At 60.4% G+C, this 21,850-nt stretch carries 17 protein-coding genes and 1 other RNA gene; 8 read left to right on the forward strand and 10 right to left on the reverse strand.

What is annotated here, in order from left to right; all coding sequences use genetic code 11:
- Positions 1-90 precede the first annotated feature (90 nt).
- The 4 genes from HW554_RS05775 to HW554_RS05790 all read left to right on the forward strand — a co-directional run bounded on the left by HW554_RS05775 (position 91) and on the right by HW554_RS05790 (position 4,332).
- On the forward strand, positions 91-2,376 hold the full coding sequence (locus HW554_RS05775) for a TonB-dependent receptor (protein WP_176907637.1): 2,286 nt from the start codon (positions 91-93) through the stop codon (positions 2,374-2,376).
- 111 nt (positions 2,377-2,487) lie between these two features.
- Positions 2,488-2,697, forward strand: a complete 210-nt coding sequence (locus HW554_RS05780; protein ID WP_176907638.1) for a hypothetical protein — start codon at positions 2,488-2,490, stop codon at positions 2,695-2,697.
- A 296-nt stretch (positions 2,698-2,993) separates the two neighbouring features.
- A complete protein-coding gene (locus HW554_RS05785) occupies positions 2,994-3,866 on the forward strand; it encodes a murein L,D-transpeptidase catalytic domain family protein (RefSeq protein ID WP_176907639.1) in 873 nt (290 codons plus the stop codon).
- 13 nt (positions 3,867-3,879) lie between these two features.
- Positions 3,880-4,332 (forward strand): hypothetical protein, encoded by a 453-nt coding sequence (locus HW554_RS05790; RefSeq protein ID WP_176907640.1) that lies wholly within the window; start codon positions 3,880-3,882, stop codon positions 4,330-4,332.
- Between the two features lie 53 nt (positions 4,333-4,385).
- On the opposite strand, the gene HW554_RS05795 is transcribed toward HW554_RS05790, so the two are convergent.
- Positions 4,386-6,752 carry an alpha-amylase family glycosyl hydrolase gene (locus tag HW554_RS05795; protein ID WP_176907641.1) on the reverse strand — a complete coding sequence of 789 codons (2,367 nt, stop codon included), beginning with the start codon at positions 6,750-6,752 and terminating at the stop codon, positions 4,386-4,388.
- Positions 6,753-7,062: 310 nt separating this feature from the next.
- Here HW554_RS05795 and HW554_RS05800 point away from each other — a divergent pair, with 310 nt between their 5' ends.
- Entirely contained in the window at positions 7,063-7,905 is an 843-nt protein-coding gene (locus tag HW554_RS05800) for a murein L,D-transpeptidase catalytic domain family protein (RefSeq protein WP_246285123.1), read from the forward strand.
- Between the two features lie 104 nt (positions 7,906-8,009).
- On the opposite strand, the gene HW554_RS05805 is transcribed toward HW554_RS05800, so the two are convergent.
- The 3 genes from HW554_RS05805 to HW554_RS05815 all read right to left on the reverse strand — a co-directional run bounded on the left by HW554_RS05805 (position 8,010) and on the right by HW554_RS05815 (position 10,591).
- The gene (locus HW554_RS05805) at positions 8,010-8,939 is read right to left on the reverse strand and encodes a glycoside hydrolase family 16 protein (protein WP_176907642.1); all 930 of its coding nucleotides are present in this window, start codon (positions 8,937-8,939) and stop codon (positions 8,010-8,012) included.
- A 213-nt stretch (positions 8,940-9,152) separates the two neighbouring features.
- Entirely contained in the window at positions 9,153-10,007 is an 855-nt protein-coding gene (locus HW554_RS05810; RefSeq protein WP_176907643.1) for a M12 family metallopeptidase, read from the reverse strand.
- A gap of 287 nt (positions 10,008-10,294) precedes the next feature.
- Positions 10,295-10,591 carry a DUF202 domain-containing protein gene (locus HW554_RS05815; RefSeq protein ID WP_176907644.1) on the reverse strand — a complete coding sequence of 99 codons (297 nt, stop codon included), beginning with the start codon at positions 10,589-10,591 and terminating at the stop codon, positions 10,295-10,297.
- 138 nt (positions 10,592-10,729) lie between these two features.
- On the opposite strand from HW554_RS05815, the gene HW554_RS05820 reads away from it, so the two are divergent.
- The gene (locus HW554_RS05820; protein WP_176907645.1) at positions 10,730-11,791 is read left to right on the forward strand and encodes a mechanosensitive ion channel family protein; all 1,062 of its coding nucleotides are present in this window, start codon (positions 10,730-10,732) and stop codon (positions 11,789-11,791) included.
- 164 nt (positions 11,792-11,955) lie between these two features.
- Here HW554_RS05820 and HW554_RS05825 read toward each other — a convergent pair whose 3' ends face one another.
- From HW554_RS05825 to dnaX, 4 genes are all read right to left on the reverse strand, one after another.
- Positions 11,956-12,234: a hypothetical protein gene (locus tag HW554_RS05825; RefSeq protein ID WP_176907646.1), complete on the reverse strand. Its 279-nt coding sequence runs from the start codon at positions 12,232-12,234 to the stop codon at positions 11,956-11,958.
- 93 nt (positions 12,235-12,327) lie between these two features.
- Complete coding sequence (gene icd / locus HW554_RS05830) at positions 12,328-13,590, reverse strand: NADP-dependent isocitrate dehydrogenase (RefSeq protein ID WP_176907647.1); 1,263 nt, start codon at positions 13,588-13,590, stop codon at positions 12,328-12,330.
- Positions 13,591-13,832: 242 nt separating this feature from the next.
- On the reverse strand, positions 13,833-16,802 hold the full coding sequence (locus HW554_RS05835) for a M16 family metallopeptidase (protein ID WP_317170833.1): 2,970 nt from the start codon (positions 16,800-16,802) through the stop codon (positions 13,833-13,835).
- 294 nt (positions 16,803-17,096) lie between these two features.
- Complete coding sequence (gene dnaX, locus HW554_RS05840; protein WP_176907648.1) at positions 17,097-19,259, reverse strand: DNA polymerase III subunit gamma/tau; 2,163 nt, start codon at positions 19,257-19,259, stop codon at positions 17,097-17,099.
- 210 nt (positions 19,260-19,469) lie between these two features.
- On the opposite strand from dnaX, the gene ssrA reads away from it, so the two are divergent.
- Positions 19,470-19,841: a transfer-messenger RNA gene (gene ssrA / locus HW554_RS05845) on the forward strand.
- Positions 19,842-20,054: 213 nt separating this feature from the next.
- Positions 20,055-20,426: a hypothetical protein gene (locus tag HW554_RS05850; RefSeq protein WP_176907649.1), complete on the forward strand. Its 372-nt coding sequence runs from the start codon at positions 20,055-20,057 to the stop codon at positions 20,424-20,426.
- A 78-nt stretch (positions 20,427-20,504) separates the two neighbouring features.
- On the opposite strand, the gene HW554_RS05855 is transcribed toward HW554_RS05850, so the two are convergent.
- Together HW554_RS05855 and uvsE are read right to left on the reverse strand one after the other, a co-directional pair.
- On the reverse strand, positions 20,505-20,852 hold the full coding sequence (locus HW554_RS05855) for a hypothetical protein (RefSeq protein ID WP_176897635.1): 348 nt from the start codon (positions 20,850-20,852) through the stop codon (positions 20,505-20,507).
- A gap of 74 nt (positions 20,853-20,926) precedes the next feature.
- Complete coding sequence (uvsE, locus tag HW554_RS05860) at positions 20,927-21,844, reverse strand: UV DNA damage repair endonuclease UvsE (RefSeq protein WP_176907650.1); 918 nt, start codon at positions 21,842-21,844, stop codon at positions 20,927-20,929.
- Between the last annotated feature and the right edge of the window lie 6 nt (positions 21,845-21,850).

Consider the following 21,850-nt stretch of genomic DNA (forward strand, 5'->3'; position numbering starts at 1 on the left):
GTTGGCGTAGGCCATTGTCAACTTATCTTCTGACTCAGACGCGCCGCCACAGGGCCCCGGGCCGGGCGCGGCGCGTTGTATTGCGGCTGTATGCGCCTTTTTTATTGGATAACCGCTGCCGGTACGGTGCTGGCGGCGTGGGGGTGCGGGCCCGAAGCCTGTGCCCAGAATACTGCCGTGCTACGCGGCACAGTAGCCGATTCGGCCTCGGGCCGACCCCTGGGCGGGGTGAGTGTGCGGCTGGCCGGCCGCGCAGAGGCCACCGTGGCCGACGAGCTAGGTCGATTCCGGCTGGCGGGGCTGCCGGCTGGTACTTACGTAGTGCGGGCCAACGGCCTGGGCCTGGCGGCGCGGCAGCAAACGGTAGCCGTGGCTGCCGGCCAAACCGCTGCCTTGGTCCTGCGCCTACCCACAACTGCGCTGGCGCTTTCCGAAGTAACCGTGGCCCAGCCCCACGACCCTAACCAGTCGCTGGCCATTATTTCCAACATAGACAAGCTGCTGCGGCCCGTGAACTCGGCCCAGGACCTGCTGCCGCTGGTGCCGGGTTTGGTTATTGCCCAGCACGCGGGCGGCGGCAAGGCCGAGCAGATTTTCGTGCGCGGCTTCGATGCCGACCACGGCACCGATTTCAACGTGAGCGTTGACGGACTGCCCGTGAACATGGTCAGCCACGCCCACGGGCAGGGCTACGCCGATTTCCACTTTGTGATACCGGAAACCGTGGACCAGCTGCGGGTGTATAAAGGCCCCTACACGGCCCGGTTTGGCAACTTTGCCACGGCCGGCGCGGGCGAATTCACCACCAAAACCCGCCTAGCCCAAAGCCAGGTAAAGCTGGAAGTGGGCCAGTTTGACACCCGCCGGGCGGTAGCCCTGGTAAACCTGCTACCGGTACGGCCCACTGGCCAGCGGCCAGCCGCCGCCTACGTGGCAGCCGAGTACACCTTTACCAACTCGTACTTCGACGCCAAGCAGGATTTCAGGCGCTTCAATGGGCTGGCCAAGTACACCGGCCAGCTCTCCGACCGCACTTCGCTGATGGTGCTCGGCTCGCAGTTTGCCTCGAAGTGGGACGCCTCGGGCCAGATTCCGGAGCGCGGTGTAGACGACGGCACGATTTCGCGCTTCGGCAGCATCGACCCCACCGAGGGCGGCTCCACCAGCCGCACCAACGCCACGGCCGTGCTTACCACCGACCTGCCCCACAACGCCGTGCTGCGCCAGCAGGTGTACTACACGCGCTACGATTTCAACCTGTACTCCAACTTCACGTTTTTCCTGAACGACCCGGTCAACGGCGACGGAATCCGGCAGACCGACGCGCGCAACCTCTACGGCTACACCGGCACCTACAGCCGCGACCTTCAGCTGGGCAGCCGCACGTTGCGCGCCGTGGCCGGCCTGGGTACCCGCCTCGACGACACCCACATTGCCCTGCGCAACTCGGTGCGCCGCGTAGTGCTCGACACGATTCGTTCGGGCCAGGTATACGAGCAGAACATCAATGGCTACCTCGAAGGCACGCTGGGCCTCACCGACCGGCTCACACTTAACGCCGCGCTGCGGGCCGACTACTTCCGCTTTGCTTTCCGCGAAGACCGGGCGGCGGCCGACTCGGTATCGGGCCGGGCGGGCAAGGGGCGCGTGAGCCCCAAGTTGAATCTGTACTATGATGTGAACCCGGCCGTGCAGCTGTTCGTGCGCTCGGGCTTCGGCTTCCACTCCAACGATGCCCGGGCAGTGGTAACCAACGTTGCGGCCAATATACTGCCCCGGGCCATCGGCTACGAAGTGGGCGGCACGTTTAAGCCGGTACCCGCGCTAGTGGTGAATGCCGCGCTGTGGGCCCTGCACCTGCAGGATGAGCTGGTGTATGTGGGCGACGAGGGCGTAGTGGAAAGCGCCGGCCGCACCCGCCGCCTGGGCTTCGACCTCTCGGCCCGCTACCAGCTCACGCGTCTGCTCTTTGCTGATGTAGATGTAAACCTGAGTCGCGGCCGGCTGATAGACGAGCCGAACGGCGCCAACCGGATTCCGCTGGCCCCCAGCCTCACCAGCCTCGGGGGCCTCACGCTGCGGGCCCCCGGCGGCCTCGGCGCCAGCCTGCGCTACCGCCACATCGATTCGCGGGCGGCCAACGAGGACAACTCGGTGCGGGCCAAGGGCTACTTCCTGCTCGATGCCATCGTGAGCTACACGAAAAGCCGCTTTCAGGTGGGCGCCTCCGTGGAGAATCTGCTGAATGTGGAGTGGAACCAAGCCCAGTTCGACACCACCACCCGGCTGCGCAACGAGGCTGTCCCGGTGTCGGAGCTGCACTTCACGCCCGGTACGCCCTTCTACGCCAAGCTCAATGCCAGCGTGTTTTTCTAAACTTCACAAGAGAGTCAGCTTCGCGGCTGCTTCCAAATGATGGTCTGCGTGCCGGCAACTGCCCGAGCTAGTGGTTGCCGGCACGCAGACCAACTCCAACTCAACTGCCTTATGTCTTTCTTCTCCCTCACAATTTCCGCCAGCACATCATCTGCTATCCGCCAAGTCCTGGCCAGCACCACCTCTCTGCCTACACTTGACGTGGGAGCCCTGCCACCGCTGCCACCGGGCGCCCAGCGCCGCCACCGCGAGGGGCGGGCCCAGGCGCACTGCCGCATGCACGCCCGCTCTGCGCCCCACAGCTCCGCAAAACGCTGGTAGTTAATCCGAACTGCGGAATAGGCTGTTAGAACGGCGTGGCGTTCGGGGCTTGTCCCCGCCCCCGCCATTAGAACGGGCACCCAAGAAGCCAACCCAGCCGTCCAGTGGCTCCGTTAAATGGCGGGCGGGGACAAGCCCCGCACCCTACGCCGTTCTGTGCAATCTGGGTCATTTCTGAAAGCCGCTTTCCAGTTTGGGAAGCGGATTTTTCATGGCTTGAAGTCGGGTGCGGGAAGGATTGCGTTTGCATCCGGTGGCATAAATGCGAATTTTGGCCCTCCAACCAACCGCTGCTCATGACTTTTCCCGCTTCCTTCTCCGGCCTTCCTGTTATGCTACTGGCCCTGTTGGGAACGGGCGGGCTGCTGGCCGGCTGCCAGTCGGCGGGGGGCGAGGTGGCCGTAGCCCGCCAAAGTGCAGCAGTAGCCGTAGCGGCCCCAGCGCCGGCCGTGGCGCTAGTGCCAGCCGCCCATTCGCTGGCCCCCACGCCGCTGGCTCCCACGTCGCTGGCCCCGTTGCCTGATGTGTCGCCGGAGTTGCGGGCAGCCGTGGCGGAGCTGCGCGGCCGGCTGGGGCCGGAAGCCGCTGCGCTGCGGCCCGAGGTGCTGGAACGGGCCTGCGTGGGCTACCTCAACCTGCGGCAGGCCGGCCGCATCAGTCGGCCGGGCATGCTGGCCATTGCTGATATGGATTTACCGTCCTCCGAGCCACGGCTGTGGGTGCTCGATTTGCGGGCCGGCCAGGTGCTCCACCGCAGCCCCGTGGCCCACGGCCGCGGCTCGGGCGAGGGCGTGCAGGCCCGGCGCTTCTCCAATACCATCAAATCGGCCTGCACAGCCCTGGGCTTCTACCGCACCCAGGATACCTACCGGGGCAAGCACGGGCTCTCGCGCCGCCTGCGCGGCCTCGATGCCGGCCACAACGACAACGCCCTGCGTCGCTACGTGGTGCTGCACAGCGCCGACTATGTGAGCACTGCTTATATGGAGCGCCACGGCAAGGCTGGCAACAGCCGCGGCTGCCCCGCCCTGCCCCCCGACCAGTACCGGGCCATTATCAGCGCCGTGGGCGAGGGCGGCTGCCTCTACCTCAGCGGCCCCGGCCTCGAATCGAAGTGGCTCGACGCAGCCGGTGCCGCCCAGCGGCTGGCGGCCCAAGGGTGGCGGTAAGCTGTTGGTCTCTATGGCATCTACTAACTGCATCCGCGTCAGTTTTGAACAGCCAAGTCACGGCTGGTTACCTGTCAAATTCAGTAGCAATGATTTCAGGCTGGATATTGACGCTTCAGACGTCCCTATAAATCCTGTTTACTTATTGTACAGGGCAATTCTCGATGTGGTCGATGGAATTGAGGCAAGAGTATGGTGGCACCTGGAGCCAACGGGTTATTACTTCGATTTCAGTCAGCCACAATCACGGCTGTACTGTCTGGTTATTAAGTATCAGCCCAATGGTCGGGCACAGGAATTTTTATACGAAACTACTGGTACTGCCACTGAAATTATTCTGCCGTTTTGCCGGGCCATCAAAAAGCTGGCTTCCTACGAGCACGAAGAACATGATTGGCCTAAACTTGAGGAAAAGCAATTAGCTAGCTTGGATAGCATAATCAAATTTTTGAAAAATGAGACATAAGAAAGCCCCGCCGGACCATTCCAGCGGGGCTTCCTTATCGGGAGACGGACGAATTACTGCACCACTACTTTTCGGCTCAAGTTCAGCTCCGGAACGCTAAGCTGGTACACGCCGGCGGGCAGGGCACGGTTCAGGTTCAGGCGCTGCTCGGTAGAGCCGGGGTAGAGGCGGACGCGCTGCTCGTGTACGAGGCGGCCCGTAAGGTCGACGAGACGCAGGGTGGCGGTCAGGTCGCGGGGCGTCTGGAGTACCACATCGATGCGGCCGGCACTGGTGGGGTTGGGGTACACCAGCAGATCGGTGCCGGTAGGGGCGGCCGAAGCAGTGGACGTGACAACGCTTTCGCGCAGGGCAACGCTCGTGAGCACGGCCGGGGCGGTGTAGGTCGCCTTCAGGAAGGCTCGCTGGGCGGGGTTGGCCGTGGAGGTGTTCTTGGCCCGCAGCGTTATCCAGCCGGTGGTGGTGGGCGAATAGGTGCCGGTGAGATTGCCGGTACCGGTTTTGCTGCTCAGAATGGCGTTGGCGGGGCTCACTAGCTCCACGGCCAGGCTGCGCGTGGCATCGGTTGGGAAGAGGGTGTAGGTAACCGTTTTGCCAGACTGTACATAAATGCGGCCCGCCGTGCGGTAGGCCGTAGACGAGGCCGGCAGCTGCCCGCCCTGCTTAAGCGACGAAGGGTGCGAGTCGCCCAAATCGTCGGCCAGCTCCCACTCCTGGGTGGTGGGCATAGCAGCCCGCACGTAGTTGGTGCCGATGCCCGTGGGGGCCCACACCGAGTAGCCGCGGCGGCCGCCGGCGGCCGTGCCGTTGCAGGGCGGCGTGTTGATGGTTACGGTTTTGGAGCCGCTTACCGTAACGGTGGTGGTGCCGTTGGCTCCCGAGTAGTCCTTGAGCACGGTGCCGGGCGCAAAATCGGTGCTGACCGTGCTGTTCTGCCAGGTGCTGAAGTTGTCGTTGATGCCAATGAGGGCCTTGGTGCTACGCTCAATCACGAGGTGGTCGGCGGCCTGCCAGCGTACTTTGTACGCGCCGTCCTTGAAACGCAGGTTCTGGTGGCACCAAATCAGGTTCTCAATATCGGAGCGCTGTGGCAGGTCGACGGTGCTGGTGGGCTGGTGCGAGTACCGTTTGCCCGTGTTGCCAATGTTAAACAGGTCTTCAAAGAAAATCTGGGGCGAGCCATCTACAGCCAGCGCGGCGGCATAGGCAGCCGAGAGGCGCGGGTCGAACGGGTCGATGTGGGGGGCCAGCTCTTGGCCCGAATTCCAGCCGGTGTAGTTGCCAGTGGTACTTACCTGGGGCCGGAATGTGTCGTGGTTGTTTACGAACGGTACCGTGCGGTGCACGAACGTGCCGTTGATGTTGAACACGCGGGCGTTCTGCTGGTAACCCGGCAACGAACCCAAATCGAAGTTGCCGCCCCCGCTCACAATGCTGTACAAGGCGTTGCGAAGCGAAAAGTCGAAGGTGCCGGCGCGGTTCTGCACGTTGGCCACCCAACTGTCCATCTGGCCGCTGCTGCCCACCCATTCGCCCACGGCGTACATGGTGGCACCGCCGTTGGCCCAGCCGGCATTGGTCTGCATATTATAGAGGAAATCCTCCATAGCAAATTCGGGGAAGTGCTTCACTGCATCCAGGCGCACCCCATCAAAGCCCTGCTGTTTCTTGTACCACACCAGCCAGTTGCGCTGGCCGGTGCGCATGTAGTCGGCCCCCTGCGCCGGATTGAAGGTGGCGTTGGAGCTCTGCCCATACGAGCCGTTATAGTAGCTGATGTCGGGGCCGAACAGCACCTGGTTCTGGTCGCCGGAGGTGGAGTTGTTGCCGGGGTTGGGGGTGAAATTCTGCCAGTTTTTAGGGAAGCGGCCATTGCGGGCCAGGTAGTTGGCGGCTGTTTCGTCGGTGGCGGGCTTGCTGTAGCTCACGTACCGGAAGTTCTTGTACTTGCTGGTGGTAAAGTCCTCCCAGGCGGCTGGGTCCTGGCCGCCGCCGCCGGTCTGCGAGCCGGCTCCGTCGTTGTGGTTGAGCACGATGTCCTGCACCACCTCAATGCCGTTGGCATGCAGCACCGCCACGGCCCGCAGCAGCTCATCCTTGTTGCCCAGGCGGGTAGCAGTAAAGCCTTTTTGGTACTTATCGCCTAAGTCGTAGTTATCGAAGGGCGAGTAGCCGTTGCCCTGGTTGCCGTTCTTGATGCTTGGGGGCAGCCAGACCGCATCGATGCCCATGGCTTTCAGGCGCGGGGCCAGCAGGGCAATGTAGTTGGCCCAGCCATTGGGGTAGTTGGTGTTCCAGTAGTCCCACCAGTAGCCTTGCAGGACTACTTTTTGGGCTTTTGCAGGTTGGCCGCCCAGTACGAGCAGGGCAGTGGCGGCAAGCGTGAGCCTACGCCACCAGGCATTGGTAGAGGTGTGCATGTGGGAATTGGGGAAATTAGTTGAGAATTGGCAGTCAGAAAACCGCAGAGCAGAGCCGGCTGGAAGGCACGGAATTAGGTAACACAAATTCGGTATTTAAATAGTAAAATACCGGTGTTGTATTGCTGCATACTGGTAGTGTTTTGGCCGCTTGGGTCTGGGCCGGGGAATTTATCGGGTTAGGGCTATGTTTAATCAGGTACCGGGCCCGATAGTATGTTCGTTCAACCGTTTACGTCACTGCTACGTATACTGGCACCCGGGCGCTCCAAGCGCGTAACGCCCTTTTCTGCAACCGAAATGACTTGTGATGATGGAAAATAAAAGCGTGGTTCAACGTCAGCGGCTCAAATTAAAGTCGCGCCGCCTTGCCCGGCGGGTGTTGCCGTTTGTGGCGGCCCTGTTTATGGCTACCCCCATGGCTGCACCGGTTACGCGCTCCAAAGCCGCGGTTACCGGTTCCAAAATGCACTTGCCCGCTTCTGCACCAGTGGCCGTTTCCAAAGCCACTGTATTCGAGCAAAAAGTGTACGACCTGTACCGCGACCTGCAGGTGGAGCAGCAGGGCCTGACCTTCGAGGTATTCGAGAAGGCCATGACCGGCTACCTCAACCTGGAGGAAACCGATAAGCTCAGCGAAAAAAAGCTGCTTACCGTAGTCGATTTCAGCTTGCCTTCCACCGAAAAGCGCCTCTGGGTGCTCGATCTGGAGGCTAAGGAGGTGAAGTTCCACACGCTGGTGGCACACGGCCGCAACTCGGGTGAGAACATGGCCACGACTTTTTCCAACGAGAACGAGTCGAATAAAAGCAGCTTGGGTTTCTATGTAACCGAAGGCGAGTACGTGGGCAAGCATGGCCGCTCGCTCAAGCTGGCTGGCGTTGATGAAGGCTACAACACGAATGCGCTCATGCGCTCGGTGGTAATGCATGGTGCCGACTACGTGAGTGACGAGTTCATTCGCCAGAACGGCCGCTTGGGTCGCAGCCTGGGTTGCCCGGCGCTGCCTATGGACCAGAAGGATGCCATCATTGAAGCCATCGGCGGCCAAACCGCCATGTTCATCAACGGCCCCGATACCCGCTATTCCTCTAAATACCTGGACCAGGATGTAGCCGTGAATACGCTGCTCAGTAGCAGCCCCCTGATTTAAGCTGCCTACTGCTTGGTTCAGAAAAATGCCAAAAAGCAAGCCCCAATGCCCCGCTTTATGCGAAAGGCGTTGGGGCTTTTTGTGGCTGTTCGGGTAGGCTAAGGCTACTTCTTCGGCTTGTACACCTTTATATAATCAACAACCAGGCTGCTATAAGGGCCGCTGGGGCCTACAGGCCAAGTCGATGTGTTGGCATACGACAGAACGGCTTGGTTGACAATAATGGTGGCCGGGGACGGGAAGGTGGGCAACTGGCTGGATGGCACCGTACGTAGCCGCCGGCCGTCGAAGTAAAACGTCACTTCGGCGGGTGTCCAGATGGCTGAGAAAACGTGGAAGTCAGCGGTCAGGTCTTTCCAGGGCGGCGACTGGTAAGAGGCCTGTGAGATGCGGGCAGGCTGCTCGCGGTTGTAATGGACATTGTTGGAGTACTCGTGGCCAGCACCACCCTCGAATATATCGATTTCGGTGGGGCCGCTGTACAGCCAGAACGCCGGCCAGGTGCCCTCACCACCGCCAAACCGGCAGCGAATTTCAAACAGGCCATACTCGAAACCCTGATTACCCGGCCAGCGCGCCGTATCACCCAGCGCGCGGTTTGCCCCAAATGCAGGTTTCAGGCTTAGCCAGCCCGACTCGAAGTGCAGCTGTTTCACCGTATCGCGACCGGCTACTTTGAAGGTGAAAGTGCGCGGCTCGGGCAAAGGGCGGGCTGTGAGGTAGGCGTAACCGTTTTTCAGTGAAATGGCGGCCGAATCGTAGTACTCATCCTCGTACTGATTGCCGGTGAGGGTAGGGGCGTTGTCGGGCGTAAACTGCCAGGGCGAGCGGGCCGCCATGTCGGCCACGTCGCGGTAGGTATCAAAGTCTTCCAGAAAAACCAGCTGCCAGTCGGTATAGCGCAGGCGGCGCTGGGCCTCGGCTGGTAGCACTGCCGTTAGCAGCGGTAGCAGGCATAGGAGTAAACGGCAGATGGCCGGCAGGTACTGCTTGGACACGCTGAATGGATTGAAGGCTGCTGGTAAGGAACGCATTGGAAGCCGGTGAAAAACACTGCTTCGGTCAGGCGTTGGCGAGCGAATGAAGCAGGGCAACTCCCAACATGCCTTAAACGCAGAACGACCGGGCTTCGATACAGACTGAGAAGCAAAAATCGGGCGGCCTTCCCCGAAGGAAAGCCGCCCGATTCACTATAAAAATACCTGGTAGGTGCTTAGCAGGCCCACGAGGTGCCCAATGGTTGTGGGTTAGTACATGGCGTCGATGCCGCTCTTGTCGCCAGCCGAGAGGCCCGTGCGCTGGATGTTAAACGTGGAGCCATCCTTTTTGGTGATGGTCGGCTGGCCGTTCGAAGAGAACGAGAACGAGCCGTACATCATGATAGAGCCAAAGTCGAGGGCGCCGTAGTCGGTGCCACCGTAACCCGAGGCAGAGTACTTGGTGAAGTTGCCTTCGTAGCCCGACTGAATGTTTTGGGTGAGAATGTTAACGAATGTGTCGCGGTCGTTGCGGGTCTGCTCATGGAACAGGCCCACGGCGTGGCCGATTTCGTGGATGGTGTTGCCCGTGCTGCAACCCGAAGCCAGGTTGATGTACTGGCGGCTGCCGGTGCGCCCGATGTTGGAGGAGCAGCCCGAGCCCACCCGGAACGTTACGTAGGCCGTTTGGGTGGTGCGGGCAATAAACCGGACGGGCGAGTTGGCCTGCCAATGCGCAATGGCATCGGTTACGCGGGCCTGATTAGGCAGAGCTGCATCAATGGTGTAATACACGATGCCCGAAGGCCAGCGGCCAGTGGTGCGGCCGGCGCTGCCGGGGCGCTGCTGGTCGCCATCGGAGCCGGAGGTTAGCTGCTCGCTGGTGAGTAGAATGTCGCCTTCGTACACTTTATCTCCGTTGATTTCCTGGTAGCTGACGGGCTGGCCGCCCCACTCCCCGGCTTTCGCTTCCCCGGTCTGGCCAGGGTAAGCCAGCTCGGCCTGGTCCTGGGCCACCTGCTCGGGCTGGTCGGGCTGGACCTGCTGCTCTTTGCTGCAGCTCGCTAATGAAATAGTACCAAATAAGGCCAAATAGGCCAGGGCGGAAAATGATGGTTTGAACATGAGATAGAAGGGTTTGGTTGTGGAGTGTGGTCGAAACGCCAATGATAAAACAATATTTCATTCGCGCCGAAAAAGCAGCTGGCCCCGACTCCGCCAGTCACTCACCTGCCTGCCTGCGTAGCGCTTCCCGCCATGTGTAGCCTCCCCCGAAAAATGCCCTGTATCCCATTTCAGTGCAATTAATCCAGACCTGTAAGTGGCTGCCTCTATATATGGCTGAGGCAGAGGTAGTCATGCGTGATGACATAATTATACACGAGCTGGTGAGGGCAGGAAAGGCCGGTTACTTAAGCCATGGCATCGGCCGCCGCCACGAATTGCTCGATGTGCCGGGCGCGCACCTGATAGCGCCGCCAGCCCAATACCACAATGGCCAGGCCCAGGGGTATAAACAACACGCCAGCCCACACATACGCGCTGCTGCGGAAGAATTTGAAGAAGGTTAAGCCGGCAATAACCAGCGTCAGGCCGGTGCGCAGGTAGGCCAGCAGCGTCCGTTCGTTGGCCAGGCGGGTGCGCTCCATGGCCAGCCGGTCGCGCAGTTCGAGGGGAGAGTCGGGGGTCGCGGTGTGCAGCTTCGTCATGGTAGGGCCTACGTAGAAAGCGGCGGTCGGGCCGATACGGGGCTGGCGGCCGCTATAACTATTGGCCGGGAAATTACGTGTGCTATACTGCTGGCCACTACGCAACGGCCCGTATTTCCCCTTATTCCCCGACGTTGTATGGATTTTTCTATTGCCTGGCAGAAGCTCAACGCCATGGGCCGCAGCTTTATGGCCATATTGCCCAACCTGCTTATCGGGGTGGTGGTGCTCGTGGTATTTGTGTTCATTGCCCGGGCCGTCCGTTCGCTGGTGCAGCGCTTCACGGCCAGCCGCCACCAGAGCCTGACGCTGCTGCTGAGCCGCTTGGCCTATGTGTTCGTGCTTATCCTGGGCGTGCTGGTGATGTTTACCATCATGATTCCCAGCTTCACGCCCACCAGCCTGCTCAGCGCCCTCGGGGTAGGGGGCGTGGCTATTGGGTTTGCCTTCAAAGACATCTTCCAGAATTTCCTGGCCGGGGTGCTGCTGCTGCTCACCGAGCCGTTCCGCATCAACGACCAGATCAAGTACAAGGACTTCGAGGGCACCGTAGAAACCATCCAGACCCGGGCCACCACCATTAAAACCTACGACGGCCGCCGGGTGGTGATTCCCAACGCCGAGCTGTTCATCAATGCCGTTACCGTGAATACGGCCTACGACAAGCGCCGCCTGCAGTACGACATCGGCATCGGCTACGGCGACGACATTGAAAAGGCCCGCCAGCTGATTCTGGAGGCCGTCAAATCGGTTGCCGATATCATGTCCGACCCGGCCCCCGAGGCCCTGGTAGTCGAGCTGGCCGACAGCACCGTGAATATCCGGGCCCGCTGGTGGATCAACCCGCCCCGCCGCGCCGACTACATGAACTCGCAGGACGCGGTGCTCACGGCCATCAAGAACAAGCTCACCGAAGCCGGCATCGACCTGCCCTTCCCGACCCAGCAAATCCTTTTCCACGACCAGACCGAAGTTACCGACGGTAACCGCAAACAGCAGCGCGAAGGCTGGCCCGCCGGCTCCGGCGACGTGCCCCAGTCGCGGGCCCAGGCGCAGCAGGAGCAACGCGAGAAACACGCGGAGCAGCAGCGCCAATTGGCCGACAATAAGGCCGAGCCATTGCAGCTACCCGAATCAACTGAGCAGCCGCAGCCCGAGCCGCGGCCGGCGCAAGGTGGCAAGAATGATTCGGCGGGTTAATGGCTATCAAGGCGAAAGAGCCCGGGTTTCTCTACACAGAGAAGTCCGGGCTTTTTCGTGCTCTACACGGGTGAGTAATTCTGACTTGGTGCTGCATATGGAGTAGCGACAGCAGGCCGCGTAGAGTAGCCAACGAGTTGCTGGCTGGTTTGCACGAGGACTAGTTAAGATGAGCGCCGTAAATTCTGAAATACATCAGCAAAGAAATCATACACTATTAATCCTGGAGCAATGAATATCCAGCTGGTTGCAGCGAAAATAAGCGCAAATAAAGGGGCAAATAATATCGTAATAAAGAATCCAGTAATGCCGTAATAAGAAGTGCCGTTCAGATTTGCCGGCATTACTCCGCAGAGAGAGAAAACGCCGAATACGAAGGAGAGAAAACCATAAGAACCGAAGTAGCCCCGGAATAGAAACGAGAACAGTTTACCCTTTTGCATTATGATTTCTGGATGATTAAAAAACAAACCCCCGCGGCAGCCTTACAGCCAACGCGGGGGTTGCGGTTGAGGTAGTTGGCTTGCGCCAAGCTACTACATATCCTGGATAATTTCGTCGCCAAATTCGCTGCACTTGAGCAAGGTGGCACCGTCCATCAGGCGTTCGAAGTCGTAGGTGACGCGCTTGCTGGCGATGGCGGCTTCGAGGCCTTTGTAGATGAGGTCGGCGGCTTCGTTCCAGCCCAGGTGCTCCAGCATCAGGGCACCGGAAAGGATAACCGAACCGGGGTTCACCTTGTCGAGGTTGGCGTACTTGGGGGCTGTGCCGTGGGTGGCTTCGAAGATGGCGTGGCCGGTTTCGTAGTTGATGTTGGCACCCGGTGCAATGCCGATACCGCCCACAATGGCGGCCAGCGCGTCGGAAATATAGTCGCCATTCAGGTTGAGCGTGGCCACTACCGAGTAGTCGGAGGGGCGGAGCAGAATCTGCTGCAGGAAGGCATCGGCAATGCTGTCCTTGATGAGGATTTTGCCGCTGTCGAGGGCCAGCTTCTGCTGGGCATCGGCCATTTCCTGGCCCTGCTTGGCCAGCACCTTATCGTACTGGGCCCAGGTGTACACCTTGTCGCCAAACTCCTTCTCGGCCAGCTCGTAGCCCCAGGTTTTGAACGCGCCCTCGGTGAACTTCATAATGTTGCCCTTGTGCACGATGGTCACCGAAGGCTTCTTGTGCTTGATGGCGTACTCGATGGCCGAGCGCACGAGGCGCTCGGTGCCTTCCTTGCTCACGGGCTTGATGCCGAAGGAGGACGTTTCGGGAAAGCGGATTTTCTTCACGCCCATCTCATCCTGCAGGAATTCCAGCATTTTCTGGGCCTGCGGCGTGCCGTTCATGTACTCGATGCCGGCGTAGATGTCCTCGGTGTTCTCGCGGAAGATAACCATGTCGGTCAGCTCGGGGCGCTTCACGGGCGAAGGCACGCCCTCGAACCAGCGCACGGGGCGCACGCAGGCGTACAGGTCGAGCTCCTGGCGCAGGGCCACGTTCAGGCTCCGGATACCGCCGCCCACAGGCGTCGTTAGGGGGCCTTTGATGCCCACCAGGTATTCGCGGAAGGCGTCGAGGGTTTCGTTGGGCAGCCAGTTGTTTACCTGCTTGAAGGCCTTCTCACCGGCCAGTACTTCCTTCCACTCGAGCTTGCGCTTGCCGTTGTAGGCCTTCTCTACCGCCGCATCTAGCACGCGGACGGCCGCTGCCCAAATATCTGGTCCGGTGCCGTCGCCCTCAATGAACGGAATAATCGGCTGATCCGGCACGTTGAGCTTGCCGTTCTTAATGGTTATTTTCTCTGCCATTGTTGAAAAAAAGGTGTCAGGTGTTACGTGACAGGTATTTTGAGGTTAGTGCGTGTGTTGTGGGTAAGCAGTGAGCTGGGTGAGAAAAAGAGCAATGTCATGCTGAGCGGAGGCGTAAGCCGAAGTCGAAGCATCTCTACCGCAGTGGTAAACTCAACGACTGGGTTAGCATTGCGTTAGAGATGCTTCGGCTCTGCTTTGCTGCGCTCAGCATGACGTTCTGTTCCATCTGAGCCCTATTCCTAATACCCGAAAATCTCCTTCAGCGTCAGCTGCTCGACCTTGCCGTACTTGGCCAGGGCCTTGAAGTTGAGGCGGTCTTTCGAGCCGATGACCAAGATGGTTTGGGGCTGGCCTTTCACGCGGGCCTGTTGAAACTGTAGCAGGTCGGCGAAGCTCATGTTGGCCGTTTGCTCGTACACGTCGCGGCGCAGGTCGTAGTCGAGGCCGAGGCGTTTGGCGCGCTCGTAGCTGAAGAGGATGTCGGATTTGGTGATGCGGTCGGTGGCGATGCTGTTGCGGATGGACGCCTTGGCAATCTGCAGGTTGGCTTCGGCGGCGGGCATATCGGTGAGCAGGGTTTGCATGCCGGCCATGGCCTCGGGCAGCTTGTCGGCCTGCGCCCCGATGTAGCTCATGTTATAAGAGCTACGGCCCAGCTTATCGGCGTTGGAGAAGCGCGAGGAGGCCGAGTAGGCCAGCGCCTGACTCTCGCGCAACTCCTGAAACACGATGCTGCCCATGCCGCCCCCGAAGTACTCGTTGTAAAGGCTGGTGGTAGGCACAAGGCCCTTGTCGAATATGGGCCCTTTGCTCAGGAACAGGATTTCGGCCTGCACCATGTTGTAATCCACCCAGTACACCTTGGCCGTATTCAGCGGCTGCTCGGTGAAATCTTTGTTGGCAGGTACCGCGGCCAGTGTGGCGGGCGTTTTGTGCAGCTGGTTAAGCGTAGCAGTCAGGCCGGTTTCTGGCTTGGGCCCGTAGTATAACACCCGGTGCTGGTAGGTCGGGAGCTGCTGGATGAGGCTGGTGAGCTGCTCGGGCTTGAGGGCCTTCAGTTCCTTTTCGCTGAGCTGGGTGGTGAAGGGGTTCTTGGCACCGTATTTAGCGTAGTTCACCATGGCCTGCTGCAGAATCACGCCCTTGTTAAGCTTGGCATCTTCGCGGGCCTTGAGTACGCCGGCCACCATGTTTTTGAGGGCGGCGGCATCAGGCTTGGGCGCGGCCAACAGGCTTTCGAATAGCGCCAGCGCGGGCTCCATGTTGCTGTCGAGGCCACTGAGGCTAACGGTGGTGCGGTCCTGCGAGCTTTGCACGGCAAACGAGCAGCCTAACTTATAGAACTCCTGCTGCAGCTCGGCGGCCGAGTATTTGCCAGTGCCCAGGTACTGCAGGTAATCAGTCGCCAAGCCCAGCCGCGGGTTGGTGTTGGTGCCCATATCGAGCACGTAGTACAAGTTGAATAGGTTGTTCTCGGTGTTGCGGGTGTAGAACACCGGGATGCCCGAGGCCAGCTTGGTTTCCTTGATATCCTGCTTGTAATCCAGAAACACCGGCTGCAGCTCAGGCGCCGACATGGCCATTACCTGCTTGTAGAACCCGGACGATACCTCGCGGTTGACAGGCACGGGCGTAATAGCGGGCTTGACCACCTTCACTTTGTTGGGGTCCTCGCCGGTGCGCTTGTACACCAGCGCGTAGCCGGGGCCGTAGTACTGCTGGGCCACGCGCATCACATCGGCACGCGTGATTTTGCCGAATTCGTCTACCTGCTGCAGGTAGTCCTTCCAGTCGGTGCGGGCCACAAAGGCATCCACGAAAGCACCGGCGCGGGCCTCATTGCTCTCGTAGCTCTTGGTGCGCTGCAGCTTGTCGTTGTTGATGATGGCCGGAATCAGCCACTCCGGGAAGTCGCCCTTCTTCACCTTGTCGAGCTGAGCCAGCAGCAGGTCGCGCACTTCCTCCAGCTTCTGGCCCTGGCGGGGCGTAGCATAGAGAATGTGAGCCGAATAGTCGTTGTTGATGTTGGTGAACGAAGCCGCCTGCAACACTTTCTGCTGCTGGTTGAGGTTGAGGTCAATCAGGCCGGCCTGGCCATTGCTGAGAATCTTGTCAATCATGCGCAGCACCAGCGCGTCGGGGGTGCTGGTACCCGGAAACCGGAAGCCCAGCATCACGTTCTCGGCGCTGGGGCCCACGATTTTGGTAATTGCCGGGGCCGTTAGCGGAGCCTCCTGGGCCACCGTGAAGGCTGGCACCGGCTTGCGCTTCAGCTGGCCGAAGTACTTGTCAATGGTGCGGATGGTCTGGTCGTAGTCCAGGTCGCCGCTCAGGGCCAGGGCCACGTTGTTGGGCACGTAGTAGGCCTCGAAATACCGCTTGATTTCCGTGATAGACGGATTCTGCAGGTGCTCGATGGTGCCGATGGTAGTCTGGGTACCGTACTGATGTTGCTGGAACAGCGTGCGGTTCAGGGCCTCAAACTCCTTGTTGAAGTCGTTGTCGAGGCCCCGGTTCTTCTCCTCGTACACCGCCTCCAACTCAGTATGAAACAGGCGCGGTACCAGCTCGCCCATGCGCTCGGTCTGGATGGCGGCCCATTTCTCCAGCTGGTTGCTCGGAATATCTTCCTGGTACACCGTCTGCTCGACCGAGGTGTAGGCATTGGAGCCCTGCGAGCCGATGGCGCCCATCACCTTGTCGTACTCGTTAGCCACGGCGTACTTGGCTGCCACGCCCGAGATGGAGTCAATCTGGTGGTAAGTTTTCTTACGGGCGGCGGGGTCGTTGCGCTGACCACGGTACTGCTCGTACAGCGCCTCAATCTTGTCGAGCTCAGGCTTTTCGGCGGCCCAGTTCTGGGTGCCCAGCTGCGAGGTGCCCTTGAACACCATGTGCTCCAGGTAGTGGGCGAGGCCGGTGGCAGTGGCCGGGTCGTTCTTCGAACCGGCCCGCACGGCCAGGTAGGTCTGGATGCGCGGGGCGTCCTTGTAATCCGACAAATACACCGTCAGACCGTTGTCGAGGGTGTAGATGCGGGCCTTGAGCGGGTCGCCGGGAACGGTCTGGTACGTGTATTCCTTCTGCCGGGTCGTTGCGGGCGCTTCAGTGGCCGGGGTTGAGACCGAAGTAGCGGGCTTGCTGGATTGGCACTGGGTCAGGCCAAGCGTAGCCAAGGCCGGAACGAAAAGCAGAAAGGATTTTCTCACGATGGAAGGGAGGCGGAGAGAGCAGATTCTAATAATAAACTCAAAGATAGGCGTCCCCCCCGGGAATAAAAAGCCCACCGATAACCGTTCCGCCTTTCAATTGCGAAAAATTGCTTATAGGACCATGGATTAGCGCGGATTTTTAGCGGCTTTCACGGATTTTATGGAAGGACCGCCGGGTATATGCCTCCGAGCCCATATAAGCTCATACCGAAAAGACCACCTGTTTAGAGGTGGTCTTGTAATCGACTGAAAAATCTGTGGAATCCGTTAAAGTCCGCGCCAATCCGTGATTTAGTCGGCATCCAGGCCCAGGCGCTGCTTCATCTCGGCCAGCATGGGGTATTTTTCGGTCAGGTATTCCAGCTTGTCGGTGGCAGTATACAGCTTACGGCCGGTCTCCTGGCGCTCTACAATGCTTACCTGCACGTTCAGGCGCGGGTAGCCGGTGCGGCGGCGCAGTTCGGTTACAAATTCGCCCCGGAAGTCGTTGAACTGGTCTTCCTGCACGGGGTTATCCACAGTCAGCAGAATAACGTGCTGCTCGTTGGCCTGCACCGGGCGGTTGAGGATGCTGTAGTGCATCATGCTGCCGGCCTTGCGCTCCTCGGTCAGCTCCTTCCAGGCGCGTTGCAGCTTAGCGTCGTCGATGGCGGGTAGGCCGGTTACGGGGCCGCTGGGCTCGGCTTCGGCGGTGGCTTTGCCGGCCGCAGCCTTCTCCGCCAGTTGGGCCTTCATGGCGTTCAGGCTGCCCAGGCCGGGTAGCTTGGTGCCCAGGCCCAGGGGTTTGCCCAGTGGCGGCATGCCAGGCTTGGGCACGGGCGGGGGCAGCGGGGCAGCCGTTACGGGCATCATGCCCGGCTCGTGGCCGGCAATGCTGGGGCGGCCGGTTTCAATATGCGGCACCGTGTCGCGCAGCTGGCTGGTGGTGGGCACCTGGGTAGCCGTTTCGTCCTCGATGCTGGGCGTATCGTGCAGCTCTTCCACACCGCTTTCCACCGGCACAATGGGTTCGGGGTCGGCGGGCGCGTGGGCTAGCTGGTTGTCAGTTATTGGTTGTTGGTTGTCAGGTTGTTCTACCGGAGCAGACGGAGCCGTGATGTAAGCGGCGGGTGCTTCGGCGGTACCGTCGGCCACCAGCTGGCCGGTGGGGGCGGGGGCTACTGCGGGGGGGGGAGTGCTTGCGCTACTTTTTTTTTTCGCCTCGCCGTTATCAGACGAAGCGGCGGGGCCGGCGCTCAGGTCGCGGGCAAACTGCACGGCCCCGTTCAGGTAGGCCAGCTTCATCAGCATCAGCTCGACGTGCAGGCGCTGGTTTTTGGCCTGCTTGAACTCCCGGTCGCAGAGGCTGACCAAGTTCAGGCCCGACAGTAAAAAGGCGAGTGGCGCGGCCTGGGCCTGCTGCACGTAGCGCGCCCGAATGTTGTCGGATACTTCCAGTAGCTGCACCGTCACGGCATCCTTGCACACCAGCAGGCCGCGCAGGTGTTCGGCCGCGCCTACCACAAAGTTGTGCAGGTCGAAGCCATTCTGCATCACCTCTTCCAGCAGCAGCAGCGTGGCGCTCAGGTTCTCGGTCAGCAGCGCCTCGGTCAGCCGGAAGTAGTACTCATAGTCCAGAATGTGCAGGTTCTGAATCACGTCCTGATAACGCAGGTTGTGGCCCGAGAAGGTCACCATCTGATCGAACATGCTCAGCGCGTCGCGCAGGCCGCCGTCGGCCTTCTGGGCCAGCAGGTGCAGTGCATCGTCTTCGGCCTCAATCTGCTCCTGGGTGGCCACGTGGCGCAAGTGCCCCCGAATGTCGTCTACCTTGATCCGGTTGAAGTCGAATACCTGGCAGCGCGACAGAATGGTAGGAATGATTTTGTGGCGCTCGGTGGTGGCCAGGATGAAGATGGCGTAGCCCGGGGGCTCCTCCAGCGTCTTCAGAAACGCGTTGAAGGCCGCATTCGAGAGCATGTGCACCTCGTCGATGATATAGACCTTGTAGCGGCCCTGCTGGGGCGCATACCGCACCTGCTCCACGAGGCTGCGAATGTCCTCGACCGAGTTGTTGGAGGCCGCATCCAGCTCGTGCACGTTGAAGGAGGCGCTTTCCTGGAAGGCCCGGCACGAGCCGCACTTGCCGCAGGCCTCCAGCTCGAAGGGCGTGTTGTCGGGGTCGGCGGCGGTCAGCAGGGCCTCGGGTACGATGCCGGGCTGCTGGGCAATCAGCTCCGAAACCAAGCGGCCGCGGCGCACGTGCTCTTCCACGAACTCGCAGTTGATGGTTTTGGCCAGAATGCGGGCGCAGGTGGTTTTGCCCACGCCCCGCGGACCGCAGAATAGGAAGGCCTGGGCCAGATGCTGGGAGGCAATGGCGTTTTGCAGCGTAGTGGTAACGTGCTGCTGCCCCACCACGCTCCTGAACGTGGCCGGGCGGTACTTGCGGGCCGAAACAACGAAATTCTCCATAGGTCTTCCCACAAAGTTACCCCGAAAAGCCCGGCTTTGGAAGCCCGCCCGCCGGCCATTTGCCGGCCCCGGCCGGAGTGGTGGCACCCGCTTTTCTGGCCCGTCGGTTGGGCCCTGGCCGGAACTTTCGGGGGCCGGCACAACGTTTATCGGGTAGTGTGCGTACATTCGCACCTCGCCATTCGTGGCGGGCATCGTTCTTTCACAACTGGGGCTGACCGGAATTGACAGCTTGTGCACTGCGCGAGTAAGCGTGTCGGGAGTTGGATGAATCTCCCGTAAAAAAAGCCGTCCAAAACACAACTGGCGAGTATAGCTACGCCATGGCTGCTTAGTCTAGGTACTAAGTAATGCCATCGTCCCGCATCCGTCTTCCTGCTCACGGGTGAGTTCGGGGCGTCGAAAGCAGTTAGGATAGTTCGTGGGGCGCTGTGACCTGCGAGCGAAACTCAAACAGATAAGGGGAAATCAAAGGCCTGATGTGCGCCTGGTTTCCTTCGACAATCCAAGCATAGATACACACGTAGAAAGCTCGACGTTTTCCTTGTCTGGACCAGAGTTCGAATCTCTGCAGCTCCACTTCTGAACGATGTAAAAACCCCGCTGGCCTCGGCCGGCGGGGTTTTTTATTTGCCCGGCGCGCAGCCCGACGGTTTAGATTAATTATCTGATATATAGATTGTTGTGCGAGCTAAAAGTTCGGACTTTTCCGGCCTTCGCTATCTTTTAAACGTATGAGAATCCTGCCGCTGGCCCTATCTGGGTCAGGGCTATTCACCCTACAGCTGATTTTATATGAAACGCAATTTCCTGCTGGCCGCTGCCCTGTTTGTGGGCACCGCCACGGCCGCCTCGGCCCAGACTATGAGCACCGGAGCAACCCAGAGTGGTACGCTGAACCAATCGACCAACACGTTACCCAATCCGGCCAACCCGACCACCAACCCCGGCACGCTCGACCAGCGCACGCCTACTACCAGCAACCCCACCCAAACCAGTGTCGGGACGATGGACCGGACCCCGGCCGTGGAGAGTCGCACGACCATTGAGGCCGAACGCCGTACCTCCACTATGACGACCACGGAGCCGCGGAGCACCCGCACTACCACAACCAGGCGCTCGACCCGCAAGGCCAACGTACCGCGCAGCACTGCCCCAATCAGGTAGTACGCCGTTGCGTTAGGCAGGCACAAAAAAACCGGCCCGCATCGTGCGGGCCGGTTTTTTTATGCCTGGTGCCGGTAGTTACGCTTTCTGTTCCAGTTGGCCGCCGGCGCGCAGCAGCAGGTCGGAGAGTTCGGTGAGGCTGGCGCGGATTTCGTCGGGGGCCTGGGCCACTACCTGGGCAGTCTGCGAGGCCAGCATGCTTAGCGAGCGGCCGATGGCCGGCCCGTTCAGGCCCACATCGCCCTCGCTGAGCAAGGACTGGAGGTTGCCGATTTCGCGGCCGATATCCTGGAGGCGGGGCTCGCCGCTTTGCAGCAGGTGTTGCTGCCAGGTTTCGGTATTGTCCTGGGCGGCGCTCAGCGGGATGCCGGTGAGGCCGTTGCTGAGGGAGTGAGTGGTAGCGTTGAGCAGGTCGGTGAAAATCATAGGAAAAGAAAAAGCAGAAGAAAAACGGATAGCCCGGTGGGCAATTAGGCTTACGCAAAAAGTGGCTGTAAAGGTCAGGTTGCCACCGGGGCCGGTATGCCGGGCAGCAGGCCGGCCCCGCGCATGGTGGCGCAGGCGCGGTGGGCACTGGCCTCCTTGTCCTTGATTTCGAGCATGATGTCCACGTCCAGGTCGCCCAGGTCGCGCAGGAAACCGGCAAACAGGTCGTTTTCGAGCGTGGGTGTGTGCTTCCCCTTTCGCTCGCCGGGAGCCTGCGAGCTGTAATCCATCATCATCACGCCGTCGTGGGTGGGGTGCCAGGTGGCGGCGGCCAAGCGCAGGGCCTCGGCCATGGGTTCGCCGTGGTTGAGGCACTCGTGGTGGAAATTATCGAACAGCACCGGAATGCCCACCGCCGCATGTACCCGTAGGCAATCCTGGAGGCTGAACAGACGGTCGTCGTTTTCGATAACCAGGCGGGCACGCACGGCTTCAGGCAGGCGCTGGTGGGTGGCAATAAAGCGGCTGATAGCCAACTCCCGGTCGTTGTAGAGGCCGCCCACATGAATCTGGAGCTTGTGGCTGGAGTCGAGGCCCATCAAATCCAGCATCGAGCCCTGGTAGATGAGCTCCTGGATGCTGCGCTCCACAATGCCGGCATCGGGCGAGTTAAGCACCACAAACTGGTCGGGGTGAAACGAGATGCGCAGGCTATTGGCCCGCACGTAGTCGCCGATGGCCCGGAATTCGGCCGCAAAACGCGTTTGCCAGGGAAAGGTGTTGATGGGGTGAGAGCCGAAGGGCACCACGCCCGAGCCAATGCGAAAAAACAGCAGCCCATGGGCCACGTTCCACTCCAAAATCCGGAGCAGGCAGCGCAGGTTGTTGGCTACCGTCAGCTCTAGGCGCTCATCGGTGTAGGAAGCCAGCCGGAAAGTGCTGGTAGAAGTGCAGTCGAGCGTTTCGTTGACGCAGGGATAACCGATTCGCATGGTAGA

This window comes from Hymenobacter lapidiphilus, from assembly GCF_013377885.1.
Lineage (GTDB): Bacteria > Bacteroidota > Bacteroidia > Cytophagales > Hymenobacteraceae > Hymenobacter > Hymenobacter lapidiphilus.